The organism is Picosynechococcus sp. NKBG15041c (assembly GCF_055380235.1).
This window is the reverse complement of sequence record NZ_AP040363.1, coordinates 1,618,077-1,636,732: the sequence shown is the minus strand read 5'-3', so window position 1 is coordinate 1,636,732 and position 18,656 is coordinate 1,618,077. Positions and strand designations below refer to the sequence as shown.

The window sequence follows — 18,656 nt, the reverse complement described above, 5'->3', positions numbered from 1 at the left end:
GGATTTAATCGTCCCCATACCCAAGCAGGAAAATTGGTTTGCCCAGGAACATCAGCTAGTCCAGCCGTTTACCGTACTCTACTCTGGCAACATGGGGCGCTGCCATGATGTTGAAACATTCTTAGAAGCAGCAATTTTGCTAAAAGACGAGCCAATTCAGTTTGTTTGTATTGGTGATGGTGCCAAACGGCAAATATTAATTGAACAAAGTGAACAATTGGGCCTATCAAATTTACTCTTGCTGCCTTACCAAGATAAAGAGGTATTGCCCTATTCATTGACAGCCTGTGATTTATCTTTGGTGAGTGTGAGCCCAGGTATAGAACGACTATTGGCGCCCAGTAAATTTTACTCAGCGCTGGCAGCCGGACGCCCTATTGCTGCAGTATGTCCGCCGGATAGCTATTTGAAAGATCTAGTTCAAGAGGCACACTGTGGCCGGGCGATCGCCAATGGTGATGGTCAAGGGTTAGCGAATTTTATTCGTGAGTTGGCAGGCGATCGTGACTTGGCAGCTAGTATGGGCCAAGCAGGAAGGCGATATTTAGAGGCGCATTTCACGCCCCGACGAATTGCAGAACAGTATTTAGAGGTGCTACAAAATTCAACAAGAACACTGTGATTTCAGGCAAGCATGAGCTGATTTTTCTTCAAGTTAGTACTTATACATGTATAAGCTCAACAGTCTAGATAGCTCAGGTAAAGTGATGCTCCTGGTTGGAATGAATTAATGACTTAGCATTTATGCTAAGCTCCAGCTCCATTCTGATGCTCTTAGGAAGCAAAAACTTGTTATGTTTACTGCTTTTAGGATTTAAATGAAGTTACCATCTGCTCTACTATTTGTCTCAACCCAGTTTCCCAAAGAATTAACTCAAACAGTTGTTTTTTCAACAATTGCCTCTTTGTTAGAGGGGGTAAGCTTGGCGATCATTGTGCCCTTATTACAAATTTTGGTTGAGGGAAGTTTGGAGAGCGATGGAAATAATGAATCAAAATCAGTTAGCTTACTATTCAGTTTCTTTGGCCAGTTTTCACCTCAGAATCAATTACTAGCTATTGGTATTTGCTTTTTTATTTTGGTTTTGATCAAAGGAGTATTTTTGTTTCTGGGCAATCATCGCCTAAGAGTCTTATCTGTGAAAGTCAGCACTGAGTTGCGACAGCGTTGTCTAGACAGATTTTTAAACTTGCCAGTATCTGCCTATGACAAATTAAATACAGGAACTTTATCGAGTTATACAAATGAGCAAGCCCAACGCTGTGAACAGTTAACTCTAAATGTTGGGATAACATTTAACCAATTTTTGACAGTTACATCGCTCTTTGTTTTGCTAATCAGTCTCTCCTGGCAATTAAGTGGAATTGCAATATTTTGTATTTCAATTATTGCTTTTTTTTTACAATCAATTATCAGAGGCGTCAGGCGGGAAGCCAGACGAGTTGCACAAAGTATCAGTGAATTTTCGGCTAGCATTTCTGAACTACTTAGTGGGATTAGAATTGTCAAAGCATATTCTGCAGAACGGATTGAGTCTGCCAAAATTCTCAAGATATTAGACGAAAGACTTCAGTCAGAGGTTCGCTCATCCATTGGACAGTCGCTGGTCATGCCGCTATCAGATATTTCTGGTGTGCTCATGATCTTTGTGATTCTTTTTCTAGCTAACCAACTTTTTTTGAGTGATGCTTCTACATCAGTTTCGTTGGCATTTCTAATTGTTTTAGTCAGGATGGTGCCAAGAATAAATAGCTTGAATAACTTAAGAGCAACGACTGCTAACTATGCTGGTAGTTTCAATGTTATTGAAACTTTCTTTGAAGAAACTGAAGGACTACAGATGTCTAATGGCAATATCCTCTTTGAGGGACTATCTAAGGGAATTACTTTTGAAAACATCAATTTTGCTTATCAATCCAATTCGGGAAAAGTGCTAGAAAATTTCAACCTTTTTATCCCTAAAGGAAGGGTAACTGCACTAGTAGGAGCATCTGGTTCAGGAAAGTCTACCATTGCTAGCCTGATTATGGGATTTTATCAACCCCAGGCAGGTGCTATTTTGTTCGATAGTCATAACTTGCGAGACTTAGATACTGACTCCCTGCGGGCGAAGATTGCCTATGTTAGCCAAGAAAGTTTTATTTTTAACTGCTCGGTGTATGAAAATATCCTTTACGGAAATTGGTCTGCTAGTCATTCGGAAGTAATTGAGGCAGCAACAAAAGCCTATGCAAGTGAATTCATAGACCGTTTACCCCAAGGTTATGAAACAGTATTAGGAGAAAGAGGTGTCAATTTATCTGGAGGACAACGTCAAAGACTTGCGATCGCTAGGGCTATTGTCAGGAATCCTGATATATTAATTCTCGATGAATCCACTAGTGCCCTAGATAGTGCTTCAGAAAAAATGATTCAACAGGCGATTGATAGTTTTAGTCATGACCGTACTGTAATTGTAATCGCTCACAGGCTTTCAACTATTGAAAGTGCAGATAATATTGTTGTACTTGATAAAGGTAAGATCGTTGAACAAGGAAAACATTTGGCATTATTGAATTCCAGCGGTTACTATAGCAAGTTACATTTAGGCCAACCATCATGAGTTTATTCAAATCAGTAACTACTGCTTTTATTAGGATCAAAAATTTTTTTGTATACAACCCGAATAAAGCTTTTAACAATACTAAAAGTTTTCTTGGTAATAACACTAAAGTCGGCAAAGGAACAAATATTAATGGGATCGCATTCATTGGCAGCAACAAAAATTCTCCAGTTTTGATTGGCAAATACTGTGCCATTGGTCATAATTTGAGGATTCGTCCGACAAATCATCACACTGGTTATGCAAATTTGCAGGTCAAATTCCAAAAAAAATACTTTGGTTCTGACATTACCGTTAGTAAAGGACCAATAACCATTGGTAATAATGTTTGGATTGGAGACAATGTGATCATTCTGCCCGGTATTACTGTAGGAGATGGCGCTGTTATCGGGGCCGGAGCTGTAGTTACTAAAGATATTCCTGCTTATGCCATAGCAGGTGGAAATCCTGCAAGAATAATTAAGTATCGATTTAGTCATTCAATTATCGAACAGCTTCTGAAAGTTTGCTGGTGGGATTGGGATGAAGATAAAATCATAAGAAATCGCATTTTTTTTGAAACTGATTTTAGCAAACAAAATTCACTAATTTTATCAAGTATAATAGTAGACTAGTAAATTATCACTAGTCGAGGTAGAAGAATAAGTACAGTTTGTGATACCCCTCATAGTAGAAAATTTCAAATAAGATCGATAATATGTGTGCTGCTATCCAGGAAATATTTTTAATTTCTAGAGAACACTCAAGTCCTAACTATAGAAAAAAGGCTTAAAACCTGATTTTAAAGATCTTCATCACTATTTTTTGAATTCTTCAATTACGGACCCGCTTGATTAGTTTGGATTATTTTTATTATTGTGAAACAAATAATTAATTGGCTCATTTATTTATTTTGGTTTTCAGTTGGATCGCTTTGGGTACAAATAAATTTAGGCTCTCTTTTAATACGTCCTCCTCAATTAGTGGGTATATTAATGGTTTTTGTCGGTTTAATTCATCCAGTAATAAGAAGAGATGCGACAAAAATCATCAAAAAAAATGTTGGAATCTCACTATCAATAATTATATTTTGTTTTTATCTTTTAACGTCTACTACACTAGAAAGCAATCTATGGTTACCATTCGATGTAATTAAGACCTTTATTTACTTTGTTTTTTCAGTCTTTTTTCTCACTAGCCATGATTTTTTAGAAAGACGAGGTATCTCGATTGATTTTTTAACTGCGGAAATATTAGCAATAGTAGGTTTATTGCTGACTGTTTTTGTATATTTCTCAGTTAGTCCTGCAGAGCTATATTCTTACATGAGTATTGCCATTGTTAATGGTGACACATCATCAATCATTCACAGGATTTTCGGAGCGCAAGGTCTAATTGGAGCAGAAAGTGGTGAATCAATAAGAGGCTTACGTCACACTCTGAGTATTAGTTTCGCAGTACTTTTCTTTTTTGCTTCTTATCATGCCAAATCAGTATCTAAAAGCTATTTTAGAAAGATATTATTTATATCAACTCAAGCATTTGTTTTATTTATTATCTTTATAGTACAGAGTAGATCGGCATGGTTGGCTTTGTTTCTGGGGCTAGTAATTTCAAATTTTGATTTTAAAAAATCAATAACTAATCAAAAAAAGATATCCAACAGCTTCTTTTACTTGATTTTTATTTTAGTTCCCATATTGACATTTTTTCCGGCAATTACAACTAGGCTTTTTGCGCTGACTTCAACAAGATTAGGTGAATCAGCTTCTTACACAGGTCGTATATCTGTGCTCCTTGACAATGTAAATAAAATACTCGGCTTTAGTGAAGATAATTATCTTTATTTTTCGGAAATAAATCCAGAGGAGGGTACCGCTTCAGCACATAATTTTATTGTAGATGCAGGAGCTTCTTCGGATTTTATAGGATTATTATTCGCGTTAATTGTTTTTTGTCTTCTATTCAGCCTATTCCTAAAAAGGTTAAAAGAGTCGAATGGAGTTGATAGTGTATTATTGTGTGCTTCTTTGCCTTTTTTTGTTAGATTATTTACAGCTGGCTCTGGCCTTCCTGGGATTGTTGAATATGCTGGACTGTCTACAATTTTTATATCTACAATAAAATCCAAAGACATAAATCGATATAATCGATATAATTAAACCTGCGCTTTGATTTTCATACATAATTATCTTTGTACAAACTAAAAAAAGCGGAATCATAAACAGTATGCGTTAACTAACCAGAAAGAACCAACCATGCTTTAGGCATAAACATTGACTTCTGAGATATATATTTGATTATTTTTATTTTTTTAACAATGCTATTAAAAAATCAAAAAATTTTATTTGTTCACATCCCTAAAACTGCTGGCAGCTCTATAGAAGAAACACTATGTCAACACTATAAAGTTAGTCATAATGAAGCACTGATTCTTAAAAATAATGATCCATCTAAGGGGCCCCAAAGCCTATCACATCTAACTTCTCGAGAATACATTAAATTTGGTTATATTACTCAGGATGAATTCAGTATTTTGTTTAAATTTGCTTTTGTTCGTAATCCTTGGTCTAGAGTAGTTTCCGAATATAAATGGCATCGCTATTATCGAAAGTACACTTTTAAGGATTGGCTTTTTAAATTTTTCCCCAGCGAAGACTCTATCGTAACGATGAAAGACGATTTACGTTGGCGTCATGTGATGCCTCAGTATCGCTATATATTTGATAACGATGGTAAAAATTTAATGAACTTTATTGGTTATTTTGAAAATTTAAATGATGATTTTCGAAAGCTTGAAAAACTTCTTGAACAAAATTTTCCAGCATTACTGAAGGTGAGAGAGAGTAAAATTTCAGAAAATAGTATAAAAAAAGGCTTAATTAAACTATTCTCCAAGGGAGATTTTTACAAAAATTATAAGGACTATTATGATCAAGAAGCTTGGAATTGGGTCTCCGATTTTTATCGCAAAGATATAGAGTTGTTTGGCTATAAAGACAAGCTTTGAGTATCACCATATAAACTTGTTATATCAAGCAATAAAGTTATTTTATCCAATTTGTGTTTTTTTAGGTTTCAGGAAAATCTCAAGAAAAATCTAGTTTAAGGATTTCCAAAAGTTTATCTGAAATTACATAATAAACACTAAAAAAATACAATCATCAATAAAGTTAGATAGGGCAAAAATATCATTTTCATTATTTTTCTTTAAAAACAAACCTCACCTCTCAAAATTTAAATTTTTCTGACTATATACGGAGTCTAACAAATGATTTTAAAAAAAAATACATCTATAGTTTTAAGGGTCATCAAAAAAATTGCGTTAAGATTTCAAAAATTTTTATTTAGTGAAATACTTATCCTCGGTGATTCTCATGTTGCTGTGTTTGATAGACCTAAGATGCGTGTAAATTTTCCATGGTATTTTTTTAATGTTGTTTCTGTTGGAGGAGCAACTGCTTCAGGTCTTGAGAATCCTAATTCTATAACACAAGCTTTTTCTATCTTTAAAACAAATCTAGAAAATTCAAAGGCAAAAATAGTTATTGTTTTGCTTGGAGAAGTTGATACTGGATTTGTGATTTGGTATAGGTCTGAAAAGTATAATACTAAAGTAGAAGAAATGCTCGATAAAGCTCTTAAAAATTATCAAGATTTTTTGTTATTCCTTTCAAAGAGATATCAGGTTATTTGTTTAAGTACACCACTGCCAACTATAAAAGATGGGCAAAATCATGGTCAAGTTGCAAATCTAAGAAAAGATATCAAAGCTTCCCAAAGAGATAAAACGCAACTAACAATTCAGTTCAATAAAAGTATGAAAAGATTTTGTTTTCAGAAAAAAATTACATATTTAGATTTTGATGACGAATCAATAGGAAAAGATGGGCTAGTTCATGATAAATTAATCAATAGTGATCCTCATAATCATCATTATGATGCAAATTCATACATTGAAATGATAGCTCCAAAACTGAAGAAATATATTTAAATTAAGATTTGATTTTATAGAAGTCGAACTTATCATAAACTATTATCTTTAGCGAACTAATAACTTAATTTTTCCCAAGCTTGCATTTTTGAGAAATTGGTCTAATATTCGAGGAAAAAGTAAGTAAATGGAACTGATAATTAAATATTATTTGAAAGGTTTTTAACGACATCTACTAAAGTAACTCGTGATTAATTATGCAAAAATATCAGGACAAGTTACCTAATGCTCTTATTATAGGAGCTCAGAAGGCTGGTACAACTTGGCTGGCAAGTCGTCTTTCACAACACCCAGAAGTTTTTATTCCTAAACAGGAGATTCATTATTTTGATAACGACCAGAATTTTGCTAAAGGGATTCAATGGTATTCTTCATTTTTTGATAATGCTCAGAATAGGAAAATTCTTTGTGAAAAAACACCTGATTATTTATGGACTAATTGTAGCGAAGTTTACAGTGAACCTAAAGACAAACTTAATCGTCTTAAATCATTACTTCCCGATTGTAAATTATTAGTTATCCTGAGAGATCCAGTTAAACGAGCTATATCTGCTTGGAATCATCATGTCCAAGCTGGTCGCATTAATCCTTTGATAAGTATAAATCAAATTTTATCTCCGGATTGCTATGATTTTGTTAATGAGCTTGGGATACTAACACGAGGACTTTATTCACAGCAGCTGACAGACTATTTTCAATACTTTGAGCGGAAACAAGTCTTAATCATATTTTTTGAAAAAGATATTATTGAGACTCCAGAAAAAACTCTAAATAAGGTTTGTTCTTTTTTAGAAGTGAATGAACACTATAATTTTTCAGCATTAAATATACCGGAGAACCGACCTCAATCCACTGAGATTGGAGTTTTATTGGCATATAGATTCCAGGGATTAATTAGTCAAAATATTTTAAGGCTAGATAGAAAGATAATGTCTAAACTGCCTCTTAAAAAATGGAAACAAAACTATCCAAGCGCTGACACAATTTCTGATTTATATGATTACTATCAACAAGACATAAAGCAGCTTGAATTATTACTTGGTTCAGTTCCGTCCCAATGGATTAAAACTTGAGTAAATATAGACAAAAATCAGACAGTAATAAATATTACTTGGTGAATCTTTTTTTTACATCATTCAATTCTATTTGTTCAAACAAAGATACTGATTTTAGTTCCTTGATCGTTATTTCTGATTGATCGTTATTTCTGACGACAGGCGAAACTTAGATTAATAAAAATGTAATAATGTCAAAAAAAGCTTTAATTTGCGGGATTTCAGGTCAAGATGGAGCTTATTTAGCCAAGCTCTTAATAAATAAAAATTATGAAGTTTATGGCACTTCTCGAGATGCCCAGATGTCTAGCTTGAAAAATTTAGAATATTTGGGGATACGCGATAAAGTCCAGTGTTTTTCTATGTCACTCACTGACTTTCGTAGTGTGTTACAAGTATTAGACCAAGTGCAGGCTGACGAAGTCTATAATCTAGCTGGTCAGAGCTCTGTGGGACTTTCTTTTGATCAACCTGTCGAAACATTGGAAAGCATTACTATAGGTACACTAAATTTATTAGAATCAATTCGCTTTATTGGCAAACTGACCAAGCTATATAATGCTGGTTCTAGTGAATGCTTCGGAGACACCCATGGTTTACCCGCTGATGAACAAACGCCGTTTCGTCCACGTAGTCCCTATGCAGTTGCTAAATCTGCTGCTTTTTGGGAAGTGGCTAATTATCGCGAAGCATATAATCTGTTTTGTTGCTCAGGAATCTTATTTAACCATGAGTCTCCTTTAAGACCCCAGCGCTTCGTGACTCAAAAAATCATTGCTGCCGCTTGTCGCATTGCTAATGGGTCAAAAGAAAAATTAATGTTGGGCAATATTAATATTGAAAGAGACTGGGGATATGCGCCAGACTATGTAGAAGCAATGTATTTAATGTTACAACAAGATATGCCAGGTGATTTTGTTATTGCAACAGGTAAAACTATTAGTTTGTCTGATTTTATCTCTGAAGCTTTTAGTGCTGTGGGCTTACATTGGCAAGATCACGTAGTTTCTGATGCATCTTTATGCAGACCCACTGATATTTCAGTCAGCCGAGCGAATCCGAGTAAAGCCCGTGAGAAACTGGGATGGGTTGCTTCAAGGAATATTCAAGAAACAATTAAAATTATGGTTGCAGCAATGCAACAAAAAATAAGTTTAAATTAATTATAATGCACCCAAAAAATAATCTTCATTTATGGTTTCCTGATATATTTCAGTTTAAAGGCGGAATTCAAGTTTACTGTGCTTTTTTACTTGAAGCTATTCAGCAGATTTATCCAGAAAATCAGTATGATGTTTTTTTGAAAAATGACACTCATTTTCTTCCTGATTTTAACTACCTGTCTACAACTCAATTTTATTATGGAGGAAATGCTCCTGCTAAAGTAAGAACTCTTTACTTTGCTTTGCAATTGCTGATTAATAGCTTACAAAAAAAGCCTGATTTAATTCTTTGTGGTCATGCTAATTTTACACCAGTTGCCTATCTTATTAAGAAATTAACAGGAATTCCTTACTGGACTTTTATTTATGGTGTTGATGTCTGGAATATAAAAAATCCTTTGATCAAGAAAACTTTAGCCAATAGTGATCGCATCATATCCATAGGGACTTATACAAACAGTCGACTTCTAGCAAGAGAAAAAATCGATCCTCAACAAATTGATTTACTGCCTTGCACCTTTCAACATTCTCGATTTAATATCTCCCCAAAACCCAAGTATCTGTTAGATAAATATAAATTAAACTCTGATCAACATATTATTTTGACTATAGCCAGATTAGCAGGGGAAAAGCGAGGCAAAGGCTACGACCAAATCATCCGTGCTCTACCAGATATAATCAAGGTTATCCCTGATGTTCACTACCTTATTGGGGGAAAAGGTGACGATCGCCCTAGAATTGAAAAATTAATTAAAGATTTAAGCTTAGAAAGTCACGTTACCTTAGCTGGATTTATTCCTGATGCAGAGCTAGCTGATCACTATAATCTTTGTGATATTTTTGCTATGCCTAGTAAGGGTGAAGGCTTTGGTATTGTTTATTTAGAAGCCCTGGCCTGTGGCAAACCAACTATTGGCGGTAACCAAGATGGGGCCATTGATGCATTGTGTAATGGAGAGTTGGGAGTTTTAGTAGATCCAGATAATTTAACAGAAATCAGTACAGCAATTATTGAAATCTTTCAGAAAACATATCCTTTACCGATTCTTTATCAACCAGAAACCTTGAGGAAAAAAGTCATTGAAACTTATGGATTTGAGCAATTCAAACAAAACTTATCTAAACTTTTGTCTGCTCAGTTTAAATAAGTAGTACATGGGTGTTGCATACTACTTTTGTTTAAGGCTTCAGGAATATAACCCGATCAAGGAATATTAAAAGCAAGGTTGATAGTCCATGCCATTTTTTTGATTAAATATCTCTCCCTATCCTGATGTAACTTCATTAAAGCTTGAGAGAAGTGTAATGTTCTTTTTTTAAATTCTTCCTGCAGTGAGTACACTATATTAGTGACCATAATGTAGCTTTGTGATCAAGAACCTAAAAAGTAAGTTCTGATATCATTAGAGTCATTTGTAAATCCAGTCAATTCTCTGGCCCCATAGTCATGAAAATTCTACATGTTATTCCCTCGATTGCTGCTGTTAGAGGTGGACCGAGTAAAGCAGTAATTGAGATGGTTCAAAGCCTTCAGAATGCTGATTGTGAGATAGAAATTACCACTACAAACGACAACGGAGAAACATTGCTCGATGTGTCGCTAGAGAAGTTGCAGAGATATCAAGGAATTCCTGTTAGATTTTTTGCTCGATTCTCTCCTAAAATTCATGCTGTGCGGGAATTTGCTTTTTCTGTAAGCCTAACTCAATGGTTGTGGCAGCATCTCCACGATTATGATCTTATTCATATCCATGCAATTTTTTCCTATCCTTCTACTGTTGCCATGGCGATCGCTCGTCTAAAAAGAGTTCCATATGTAGTTCGCCCCCTTGGTCAACTATGTCATTGGTCACTTCAACAGAGTCAACTTAAAAAGCAGCTCTATTTAAGCTTAATTGAACAGGCTAATCTTAATAGTGCTCAGGCTATTCATTTTACTTCTAGTGCTGAATATTCTGAAGTCAAAAAATTAGGGTTACAAGCCTCAGGAGTAATTATTCCCCATGGACTAACAGTTGCTCCCCTGATTCCTGATGCGCAGATTCAACTGCGCCAATGGCTTCATTTACCTAATGATGAACCCATCATATTGTTCCTTTCTCGCATTCACCCCAAAAAAGGCTTAGAATTGCTAATCCGAGCTTTAGCACAACTACAAGACCAACGGTTTACTTTTGTCATTGCAGGCAGTGGCGATGCTGATTACGAAAATAATTTACGTCACTTAATCAATCAACTCGGTCTAAGTAATCGCACTCGCATGCCTGGCTTTGTTGAAGGCAAACAGAAAGACTTGCTTTTGCAAGGATCTAATCTCTTTGCCCTTACCTCCTATTCCGAAAACTTTGGTGTGGCAGTCTTAGAAGCTCTTGCTGCAGGTCTTCCAGTTATCGTCACTCCTGGGGTCGCCCTCTCTGAAGTGGTCAAACAATATCAATTGGGAATTGTTCCTGAACTCAATGAACAAGCGATCGCCACTGCGATTCTCAACTGTTTAAATCAATCTGAAATAATGAAAGAGATGGGTGATCGCTCTCGTCAGTTTATCCTTGAAAACTACACCTGGGATAAAATTGCCGCCCAGTTGGTTAATATGTATAAACAAGTCTTGGGTGATCGCCCATGTAAAATTTAAAGCGTTATGTAATTTTTCGATAAAAATTACATAACGCTGCTAATCTCTTGTCTTGCAAAAAAAACAATCATTTGTATACTGTAAAAGTTATTTTCGTTATCATTCGGCATCAAAATTCTACTTCTAAAATCTCTAAAACAATTTTCTTCTATTTAAAATTTTCTTCTATTTAAAACTGTGTGCCTTATATTTTAAACTTAAATGTTGATGAAACCAGATAGAATACAGCCAGTCTGATTTGATCGAAATAAGCTCCTATTTAAGGGTATTTTTCTATGATTTCTGTGATTATTCTGACAAAGAATGAATCGGCCAATCTGCCTACTTGCCTATTCAGTTTAAAAAAATTACAAGCAAAAGTTTACATTGTTGACTCTGGCAGTGTAGACGATACAGTGGCGATCGCCCGAGAATTTGGCTGTGAAGTTTATGAACATCCTTTTAAAAATTATGCTGAACAATTGAACTGGGCAATTACAAATCTGCCTATTGATACCCCTTGGGTAATGCGTCTAGATGCGGATGAAAGACTTACTCCTGAATTAGTCACTGAAATCAATACTAAGCTTCCGAAGACCAGTCAAAAGGTAAGTGGTTATCAGTTAAAGAGAAGAGTTTACTTTTTGGGGCGATGGATAAAGCATGGAGGATATTATCCCACATGGCTTTTAAGAATTTGGCGCAATGGTTTGGGTTTGTGTGAACAACGTTGGATGGACGAACATATTGTTCTTTCAGAGGGAGAAATTTTAAGCCTTCAATATGACATTATTGATGAAAACAAAAAGGGTTTGACTTTCTGGACTGACAAACACAACCATTATGCAGATCGGGAAGTTAAAGATATGCTTTCTCAAGATAGCAATGGAGATCCACTACTAGAAAAACAATCTTATTCCCAAGCCAGACAAAGACGTTGGCTCAAAAAAAATCTATATGGAAGCTCACCCTTGTTTTTTAGAGCTTTTATTTACTTTTTGCTTCGATACATTTTTGGATTAGGGTTCTTAGACGGTAAACAAGGTCTGATTTTTCATTTTTTGCAGGGATTTTGGTATCGTTTCCTAGTAGATGCCAAAATCTACGAACTTCAAAAACAGCAGCTAACTGATATGCAAGCCAATAAAGCTAAAAAGATAAAGACTCAGGTATAGAACTCTGTGAAGAGCTTCCTAAATTAGTGCCCGACCATTATCTCGAGAACCATAGTCATTTCCCCTCTATGATAGATAGACTGGGGAAACTATGTTCATCAGTCGAACTTTGATGTATCCCCATCCAAAAACAAAAACCTACCGTAAGATGTGGGTTGTTTTTACGCTCACCATTCTTATTCTTCTGGTTAGTTTTATTCCCATCCGCTTAGTTCTTGCCCAGATTCGATCACCAACACCTCAAGTGATTTTCACCCTTGGAGGAGGGTTTAGTCGAGAAGAATTTACAGCACTCTTCGCCCAAGAGCATCCGACTTTAGATATTTGGGTATCTTCTGGAGTGCCGACCCAACAGGCCCAAGCTATTTTTCAACAAGCAGGCATTCCTAATAGTCGCGTCCATATTGATCGCCGTGCCATCGATACCGTTACTAACTTCACATCTCTGGTCAATGACTTCCGCGATCGCCATATTCACCATGTCTATTTGATTACCTCTGACTTTCATATGCGTCGCGCCCGGGCGATCGCCTTCTTTGTTTTTGGCAGTCGCGGCATTATAACTACTCCCATTTCTATCCCTTCTAGACAACCGAAGGAAACCTTAGGTCGTGTGATGCGAGATATCGGACGATCAATCCTCTGGATGACCACCGGCCACACTGGAGCCAGTCTCCACCCCCAGCTGCGCGATCGCCGTATCATAGCTCAATCATTCAAACTCTCTATGTAACAACTGTGACATTCATCCATCTCGATCACTACACTACCGGAGACTACACTCCCGGCGCTTCTTTGCTGCGGCAACTCTTGTGGTTTTTCCTGGGTGACTTTCTGGTGCGAACTCGCCTGATTCCTCTGTCTCGCTTTAAGGTGTGGGTATTGCGCCGCTTTGGCGCCACAATCGGCCGGGGTGTACGGATTAAACCCGGCGTTCGGATCAAATTCCCCTGGCGACTCACCATTGGTGACCACTGCTGGCTTGGTGAAAATGCCTGGTTTGATAACCTTGCCCCCATCACCCTCGGTGACCATGTTTGTATTTCCCAAGATGTATATCTCTGCACCGGAAACCATGACTGGAGTGATCCTCGGTTTAAGCTGATCATCCGTTCCATCCACATCGAGCAAGGCAGTTGGCTTGGGGCACGGAGCAGCGTTGCCCCCGGTGTCACCATCGGTGCAGGGGCCATTCTCTGCTTGGGAGGCGTTGCCATGCGATCGCTCGACCCGATGACCATTTATGCTGGCAATCCGGCGATCGCCCTCAAACCCCGTGTTATTCACGATTCACCCGCAGACTAGTCGCGTCTTGGAGGCTGTAAGTCTCTCTGTGCCCCTGGTTGGTGATCGAGATGGTGTCTATGCCTGAAATCTTTGTTATCCTTGACGGTCAATGGGCGATCGCCTTGTTGGTTGCTACTGTGTATTTCATCAGTGTGAGGAATTTATTGTGCGCAATTTAGTGATCCCAGTGATTATCACTGGCACTGTTTTAGCCCTGGGTCTACCGGCGACAGCAATGCCGGAAAATTCAACATCTAAAGAAGTTTCATCAAACAATGATGAATCATCAGAGGAATTTGGCAAACCATCTGAGTCAGAATTTATCTTTGGATCAAACTCAGAGTCGTTCCAGATAGAGCCCTTGGGTCAGCAAAATCCATCGGAGACGCCTACCTTCTTTACCCAAGCAACGGATGCTGAATTCCTCGAGACAAATGCCACTTCTCCTGAAGATTTCCAACAACTCCTAGAAGACCTGACCCCCTTGGCGGATGTCCCAACGCGTTCTCGCCCCACCCCAGGAATCACCTTTGGTACGCCTACGGCCTACGGTATTTCTTGGGGGCAAGCCTATTTCACTGTCTCCAGTACCATTGGTCTTGCGGGAGGCCAACGGACAGCAGATGGTTCCTTTGCAACGGGTATTGGTTTTGGTGACCCCCTTGATTCAGTGGGTCTTGAGGTTGCCGTATCACTTACCAGTTCTGACCCTCAGGATTTAGCCGATAGTGGCTCCGTTGGTTTTAAGCTCCACAAAATTATTCCTAATACGGAAGGATTAGCCTTGGCGGTTGGCTGGGATAACGCGATCCCTTGGGGAGACGTTGTAGACACTCCCAATACGATTTATGGGGTTGCCAGTAAAACTTTTGCCCTCAGACCCGAAAGTGACAATCAGCTACCTTTATCTGTCAGCTTGGGGCTAGGGAGTGGTAGTTTCCGCACTCTCACAGAGAGTAGGGATTTTGGCCCTAGCAACAGTCCAAAGGTCTTTGGTAGCCTTGGCCTTGTCATTAATCCCACTGTTTCTTTTGCGACCAGTTGGACGGGTAACCAGTTGAACCTGGGTATTGGGTTAGCCCCTTTCAGAGCTCCCCTGACCTTCACGATGGGTCTTACCGATGTCACGAATAACACGGGTAATCGTCTTAACTTCAATATCAATGCAGGCTATGCCCTGAGTTGGTAAAGGCTATGACTATTCGATGCCCATTGGTACGTCATAGACCGTGAGCTACACTGCCGCAATTTTGTCAAATTGTCTGGCGTTTTTTCCCACGCTAGATTCAAATCGTTGCTTCCCAACGATAATCGCCACAAGCCTTTATTTTTCTGATCAGGAGATCCCCAATGAATCAAGAACGACTGACTCTTAAAAAAACCCTAGGGGTTTTGAGTGTGGTGGCCACCACCAGCGCTATTTTCATCTTAGGTGCAAACCAAGCGTTTGCTGGTCAGTTTAATGTTGTCACTACCGGTGGTTCAACTCCGACTGGAGCGGTGAACTTTCCCACGGAAAAAGATCGGGTGAGTGTCAAGATTGCGGGCATCCAAACAATGGCGGTCTCCCAGGCGATCGCCCTAAATGAGGGCACCATTACCCAGGCGCAAGCGGAAACAGGCCTGGGTTCTGGTGGTGCTGTCATTGATTTATCTTCTAACCCCCAAGCTGTGGCGGCGATTATCACTGCCGCAAATGAAAGAGAAGCCGCCACCAGTCTCACCACCAATGCTGATGCTTTAGATATGGCCATTACGATGCCTAACGGCACTTCTGTTATCCTTGGTCAAATTCTCAGGAACTTGAGCGCCGCCCTTGCCTCTGGGGATCCGATTGCTTTGCCCACGGCTCTCAATGATGGGGCAGTTGCCATGCGTTTGGCGTTACAGGCAGAGCTGGCTTCGTCCAATGGTGCAGCTCCCGAAGTGCAGGCGGCGGCTGAGGCGATCGCTGAACTATTGAAGGTTGCTAGGGGGTAAAAAAATCTTGATGGCGGCAGGTTGGGGGAGTAGTAAGCTCCCCATTGATCAACAGCCCAAAAGACCTCAAGGCACTTGAGCTTTTGATTCAAAAAACTACCAATAGCAGGCGATCGGCATTCGCCACCCCGTCCCAAAGGCACGGTCAGTGATTTTTAGACCAGGCGCGGCCTGACGTCGTTTAAATTCCGCTCGCTGGAGTAATTTTAAAACCCGTTCAACGGTATCGGGGTCATAGCCTGCTGCCAAAAGTTCGGGGGCAGACTGGTTGCGGTGGATCACCCGCTTCAGAATGGCGTCCAAAATAGAATATGGGGGCAGAGAGTCTTGATCGACTTGGTTCGGGCGCAGTTCGGCGCTGGGGGGTTTGCAGATGATTTGAGCGGGGATGATTTCTTGGTCACGATTTAACCATTCGCAAAGACTGAAAACCTGCATTTTCGGCACATCGGCAATCACGGCGAGGCCACCATTCATATCGCCATAGAGGGTGCAATAGCCCACGGCTAGCTCTGATTTATTCCCTGTAGAAAGCAGGAGATGGCCGAATTTATTGGCGATCGCCATCAGTAGATTTCCCCGAATGCGGGACTGGAGATTCTCCTCGGCGACGCCGAAGGCTGTGCCTGTAAATAAATTCCCCAGCATCCCATCAAAGGCTTGCATCGCGGGTTCAATGGGGATGATTTCGTGACGCATGTTGAGATTTTTGACCAGGGCCAGGGCATCGCCGATGGAATGGTCGGAGCTGTAGGGGGAAGGCATGAGGATCCCCAAAACCTTATCTGCCCCCACCGCTTCAACGGCGATCGCCGCCACCAGGGCCGAGTCGATGCCACCACTCAGACCCAGCACGACCTGGGAAAACCCGCATTTACGCACATAATCCCGCAGTCCTAACACCAGGGCCGCAAAAATTTCCGCTTCATCAACGCCATATTCGGGGCTAATGGCCTGGTCAAAGCGGCTGGATAACCCCTGGGGTAGACTGAGGGCTCGTTGCTCAGGGAGATAATCCACCGCCAGCAGGGATTCCTGAAAGCTAGGCGATCGCCCAATGAGTTGACCCTCTTGATCGAAGGCAACACTACCTCCATCAAAAATAAGATCATCATTGCCCCCCACCTGGTTGGCGTAGAGAATCGGCAGCCGGTACCGTTGCGCCCCATGGTGGAGCATCCCTTCCCGGAGGCGCTGTTTACCAACGGTATAGGGAGAAGCAGACAAATTAACAATTAAATCCACCCCAGCCTCGGCGAGTTGCTCCAGGGGATTCACGTCATACTGCCGCTTGCCCCAAAAAGAGTCGTCGTTCCAGAGATCTTCGCAGATGGTGACACCAATTTTTAACGGCGCAGCGGTGGGATCGGGTTGAAGGAAAAACCAATTCGATTGCTTGCCTGGTTCGAAATAGCGGTCTTCGTCAAAAACGTCGTAGGTGGGTAGTAGTTGCTTATGGAAAATGTGCTGGACTTTCCCCTGATCGATGAGGGCGATGCTGTTGTGGAGAGGTTTTTCACCTTTGGTGATTGCCTCTGGATTGGGAGTCGCCAAACCAACCAAAACCGCCACACTGGGGGGGATTTTTGCCGCCAAAGCTATTAATTCGGCCTGCATCCGTTCAATAAAATCCTTGTGTAGCAGCAGATCCCGGGGTGGATAGCCACAAAGGGACAATTCTGGCGTGAGCAACAACCGGACATTGGCGATCGCCGCCTGCTCTGCTGCCGCCAGAATCCGCTGGGCATTACCAGACAAGTCCCCAATGGTGGGGTTTAGTTGGGCGATCACAATTTTCATCAGTTCAATCGTTAAAGGGGCTTGCGGGCAATGATCGTGCGGTGGCGCGGATCACTGGCGACAGTGGTTTGATAATCAAAACCCACCTGCTTGAGGGTCGATTCCACGTCAAAGGTGTAATACTCATCACTCCAGGGTTCAGTACTTTTCATTAAGACAAACAACGCTGGCGGCAAACCCTGGATCACGGGCGATTTCGGATTATTATCGACGATCGCCAAACAGCCCCCAGGCCGCAGGATTCGTAGACATTCCTGGAAAATCTCCCGAGTCGCCTGATTCGGCAGTTCATGGAGAACGAATTGTAGCGTCACCACATCAAAGTGATTGGCCGCAAAATCCGTTGCTTCTGCCTTGCCGTGGCACCATTGCACCTCCTGGGCTTTATCCTGTACCTTTGCCACCGCCAACATATAAGGCGACAAATCCAGGCCCGTCATCTGTACCGCCGGATTTTTTTCCTGGAGCCGTTTTAAAAGTGCAAAGGTCGAAATACCCACAGAGCAACCGAGATCAAGCGCTCGGTTTACCTCTTGGGGCAGATGTTGTTCTAGAACATCTAAAAAACTATTGCGGAGTCTGGCCTGGGCGACCTCGGGGGTGAGGGGTTCATTTTTCCAGACCCTAAGGGCCATAGCCGCCGTGGCCGGTGCTGCTTCAAAAGCCGCTTGCCAACATAAATTTCCTTCACTATAGGCGTGGAAAGGCACTTGGTAATAGTCAGGATACCCTAAGTCAGGTTTAGTCAGTTCCTGAAAATACTGCTGGGCCTCGGATTTCTCCAAATCTTTAACAATCTGTCGCCAGGGCACACCATTTTTTTCGGCGGTTTTAATCAAGACGCGCCGGGCTTGCTGTTTCATCAGGGCATAGAGGGGCTTCGTCTGGATCAGACGGTTCACGAGGCGGGATAACCAGTCTTCCCCAGCCCAATCGGGTTTTTCTTTGGCGATCGCAATGTGGGTCATGGCTCAGTGTAAAAAGATTGGGGCGTTATGAAAGGAAA

General features: G+C 40.3%; 17 protein-coding genes. 15 read left to right on the top strand and 2 right to left on the bottom strand.

Annotated elements, in window-relative coordinates; all coding sequences use genetic code 11:
* The first annotated feature begins 7 nt into the window (after positions 1-7).
* The 15 genes from ACZ45B_RS07885 to ACZ45B_RS07815 all read left to right on the top strand — a co-directional run bounded on the left by ACZ45B_RS07885 (position 8) and on the right by ACZ45B_RS07815 (position 15,850).
* Complete coding sequence (locus ACZ45B_RS07885) at positions 8-622, top strand: glycosyltransferase family 4 protein (protein WP_201766595.1); 615 nt, start codon at positions 8-10, stop codon at positions 620-622.
* A 196-nt stretch (positions 623-818) separates the two neighbouring features.
* Complete coding sequence (locus tag ACZ45B_RS07880) at positions 819-2,603, top strand: ABC transporter ATP-binding protein (protein ID WP_024546381.1); 1,785 nt, start codon at positions 819-821, stop codon at positions 2,601-2,603.
* Entirely contained in the window at positions 2,600-3,217 is a 618-nt protein-coding gene (locus tag ACZ45B_RS07875) for a CatB-related O-acetyltransferase (RefSeq protein WP_096418091.1), read from the top strand. The genes ACZ45B_RS07880 and ACZ45B_RS07875 overlap by 4 nt, the downstream gene beginning before the upstream one ends.
* Before the next feature lie 243 nt (positions 3,218-3,460).
* Entirely contained in the window at positions 3,461-4,744 is a 1,284-nt protein-coding gene (locus tag ACZ45B_RS07870; RefSeq protein ID WP_464674847.1) for an O-antigen ligase family protein, read from the top strand.
* 158 nt (positions 4,745-4,902) lie between these two features.
* On the top strand, positions 4,903-5,592 hold the full coding sequence (locus ACZ45B_RS07865; RefSeq protein ID WP_024546385.1) for a sulfotransferase family 2 domain-containing protein: 690 nt from the start codon (positions 4,903-4,905) through the stop codon (positions 5,590-5,592).
* Between the two features lie 261 nt (positions 5,593-5,853).
* On the top strand, positions 5,854-6,576 hold the full coding sequence (locus tag ACZ45B_RS07860) for an SGNH/GDSL hydrolase family protein (RefSeq protein WP_464674846.1): 723 nt from the start codon (positions 5,854-5,856) through the stop codon (positions 6,574-6,576).
* A gap of 197 nt (positions 6,577-6,773) precedes the next feature.
* Entirely contained in the window at positions 6,774-7,649 is an 876-nt protein-coding gene (locus ACZ45B_RS07855) for a sulfotransferase family protein (protein WP_096418081.1), read from the top strand.
* A gap of 173 nt (positions 7,650-7,822) precedes the next feature.
* On the top strand, positions 7,823-8,794 hold the full coding sequence (locus ACZ45B_RS07850) for a GDP-mannose 4,6-dehydratase (protein WP_024546387.1): 972 nt from the start codon (positions 7,823-7,825) through the stop codon (positions 8,792-8,794).
* 5 nt (positions 8,795-8,799) lie between these two features.
* On the top strand, positions 8,800-9,942 hold the full coding sequence (locus ACZ45B_RS07845) for a glycosyltransferase (RefSeq protein WP_024546388.1): 1,143 nt from the start codon (positions 8,800-8,802) through the stop codon (positions 9,940-9,942).
* A 299-nt stretch (positions 9,943-10,241) separates the two neighbouring features.
* Positions 10,242-11,429, top strand: a complete 1,188-nt coding sequence (locus tag ACZ45B_RS07840) for a glycosyltransferase (RefSeq protein ID WP_024546389.1) — start codon at positions 10,242-10,244, stop codon at positions 11,427-11,429.
* Positions 11,430-11,704: 275 nt separating this feature from the next.
* Positions 11,705-12,583 carry a glycosyltransferase family 2 protein gene (locus ACZ45B_RS07835; RefSeq protein WP_024546390.1) on the top strand — a complete coding sequence of 293 codons (879 nt, stop codon included), beginning with the start codon at positions 11,705-11,707 and terminating at the stop codon, positions 12,581-12,583.
* Between the two features lie 91 nt (positions 12,584-12,674).
* Positions 12,675-13,316, top strand: coding sequence for a YdcF family protein (locus tag ACZ45B_RS07830; protein ID WP_024546391.1), 642 nt, complete (start codon positions 12,675-12,677; stop codon positions 13,314-13,316).
* A gap of 5 nt (positions 13,317-13,321) precedes the next feature.
* Positions 13,322-13,888, top strand: a complete 567-nt coding sequence (locus ACZ45B_RS07825) for a putative colanic acid biosynthesis acetyltransferase (protein ID WP_029681902.1) — start codon at positions 13,322-13,324, stop codon at positions 13,886-13,888.
* A gap of 91 nt (positions 13,889-13,979) precedes the next feature.
* The gene (locus tag ACZ45B_RS07820; RefSeq protein WP_024546393.1) at positions 13,980-15,059 is read left to right on the top strand and encodes a hypothetical protein; all 1,080 of its coding nucleotides are present in this window, start codon (positions 13,980-13,982) and stop codon (positions 15,057-15,059) included.
* A gap of 161 nt (positions 15,060-15,220) precedes the next feature.
* The gene (locus ACZ45B_RS07815) at positions 15,221-15,850 is read left to right on the top strand and encodes a hypothetical protein (protein ID WP_024546394.1); all 630 of its coding nucleotides are present in this window, start codon (positions 15,221-15,223) and stop codon (positions 15,848-15,850) included.
* A gap of 96 nt (positions 15,851-15,946) precedes the next feature.
* Here ACZ45B_RS07815 and ACZ45B_RS07810 read toward each other — a convergent pair whose 3' ends face one another.
* Both ACZ45B_RS07810 and ACZ45B_RS07805 read right to left on the bottom strand, forming a co-directional pair.
* Positions 15,947-17,650 (bottom strand): NAD+ synthase, encoded by a 1,704-nt coding sequence (locus tag ACZ45B_RS07810; RefSeq protein WP_024546395.1) that lies wholly within the window; start codon positions 17,648-17,650, stop codon positions 15,947-15,949.
* An 11-nt stretch (positions 17,651-17,661) separates the two neighbouring features.
* Entirely contained in the window at positions 17,662-18,618 is a 957-nt protein-coding gene (locus ACZ45B_RS07805; RefSeq protein ID WP_024546396.1) for a class I SAM-dependent methyltransferase, read from the bottom strand.
* Between the last annotated feature and the right edge of the window lie 38 nt (positions 18,619-18,656).

What these genes read in the sequence shown, in the direction of transcription:
- ACZ45B_RS07880 (WP_024546381.1), top strand. Translation starts at nt 819, where the DNA reads ATGAAGTTACCATCTGCTCTACTATTTGTCTCAACCCAGTTTCCCAAA.
- ACZ45B_RS07875 (WP_096418091.1), top strand. Translation starts at nt 2,600, where the DNA reads ATGAGTTTATTCAAATCAGTAACTACTGCTTTTATTAGGATCAAAAAT.
- ACZ45B_RS07865 (WP_024546385.1), top strand. Translation starts at nt 4,903, where the DNA reads ATGCTATTAAAAAATCAAAAAATTTTATTTGTTCACATCCCTAAAACT.
- ACZ45B_RS07860 (WP_464674846.1), top strand. Translation starts at nt 5,854, where the DNA reads ATGATTTTAAAAAAAAATACATCTATAGTTTTAAGGGTCATCAAAAAA.
- ACZ45B_RS07855 (WP_096418081.1), top strand. Translation starts at nt 6,774, where the DNA reads ATGCAAAAATATCAGGACAAGTTACCTAATGCTCTTATTATAGGAGCT.
- ACZ45B_RS07850 (WP_024546387.1), top strand. Translation starts at nt 7,823, where the DNA reads ATGTCAAAAAAAGCTTTAATTTGCGGGATTTCAGGTCAAGATGGAGCT.
- ACZ45B_RS07845 (WP_024546388.1), top strand. Translation starts at nt 8,800, where the DNA reads ATGCACCCAAAAAATAATCTTCATTTATGGTTTCCTGATATATTTCAG.
- ACZ45B_RS07840 (WP_024546389.1), top strand. Translation starts at nt 10,242, where the DNA reads ATGAAAATTCTACATGTTATTCCCTCGATTGCTGCTGTTAGAGGTGGA.
- ACZ45B_RS07835 (WP_024546390.1), top strand. Translation starts at nt 11,705, where the DNA reads ATGATTTCTGTGATTATTCTGACAAAGAATGAATCGGCCAATCTGCCT.
- ACZ45B_RS07830 (WP_024546391.1), top strand. Translation starts at nt 12,675, where the DNA reads ATGTTCATCAGTCGAACTTTGATGTATCCCCATCCAAAAACAAAAACC.
- ACZ45B_RS07820 (WP_024546393.1), top strand. Translation starts at nt 13,980, where the DNA reads ATGGGCGATCGCCTTGTTGGTTGCTACTGTGTATTTCATCAGTGTGAG.
- ACZ45B_RS07815 (WP_024546394.1), top strand. Translation starts at nt 15,221, where the DNA reads ATGAATCAAGAACGACTGACTCTTAAAAAAACCCTAGGGGTTTTGAGT.
- ACZ45B_RS07810 (WP_024546395.1), bottom strand. Translation starts at nt 17,650, where the DNA reads ATGAAAATTGTGATCGCCCAACTAAACCCCACCATTGGGGACTTGTCT.
- ACZ45B_RS07805 (WP_024546396.1), bottom strand. Translation starts at nt 18,618, where the DNA reads ATGACCCACATTGCGATCGCCAAAGAAAAACCCGATTGGGCTGGGGAA.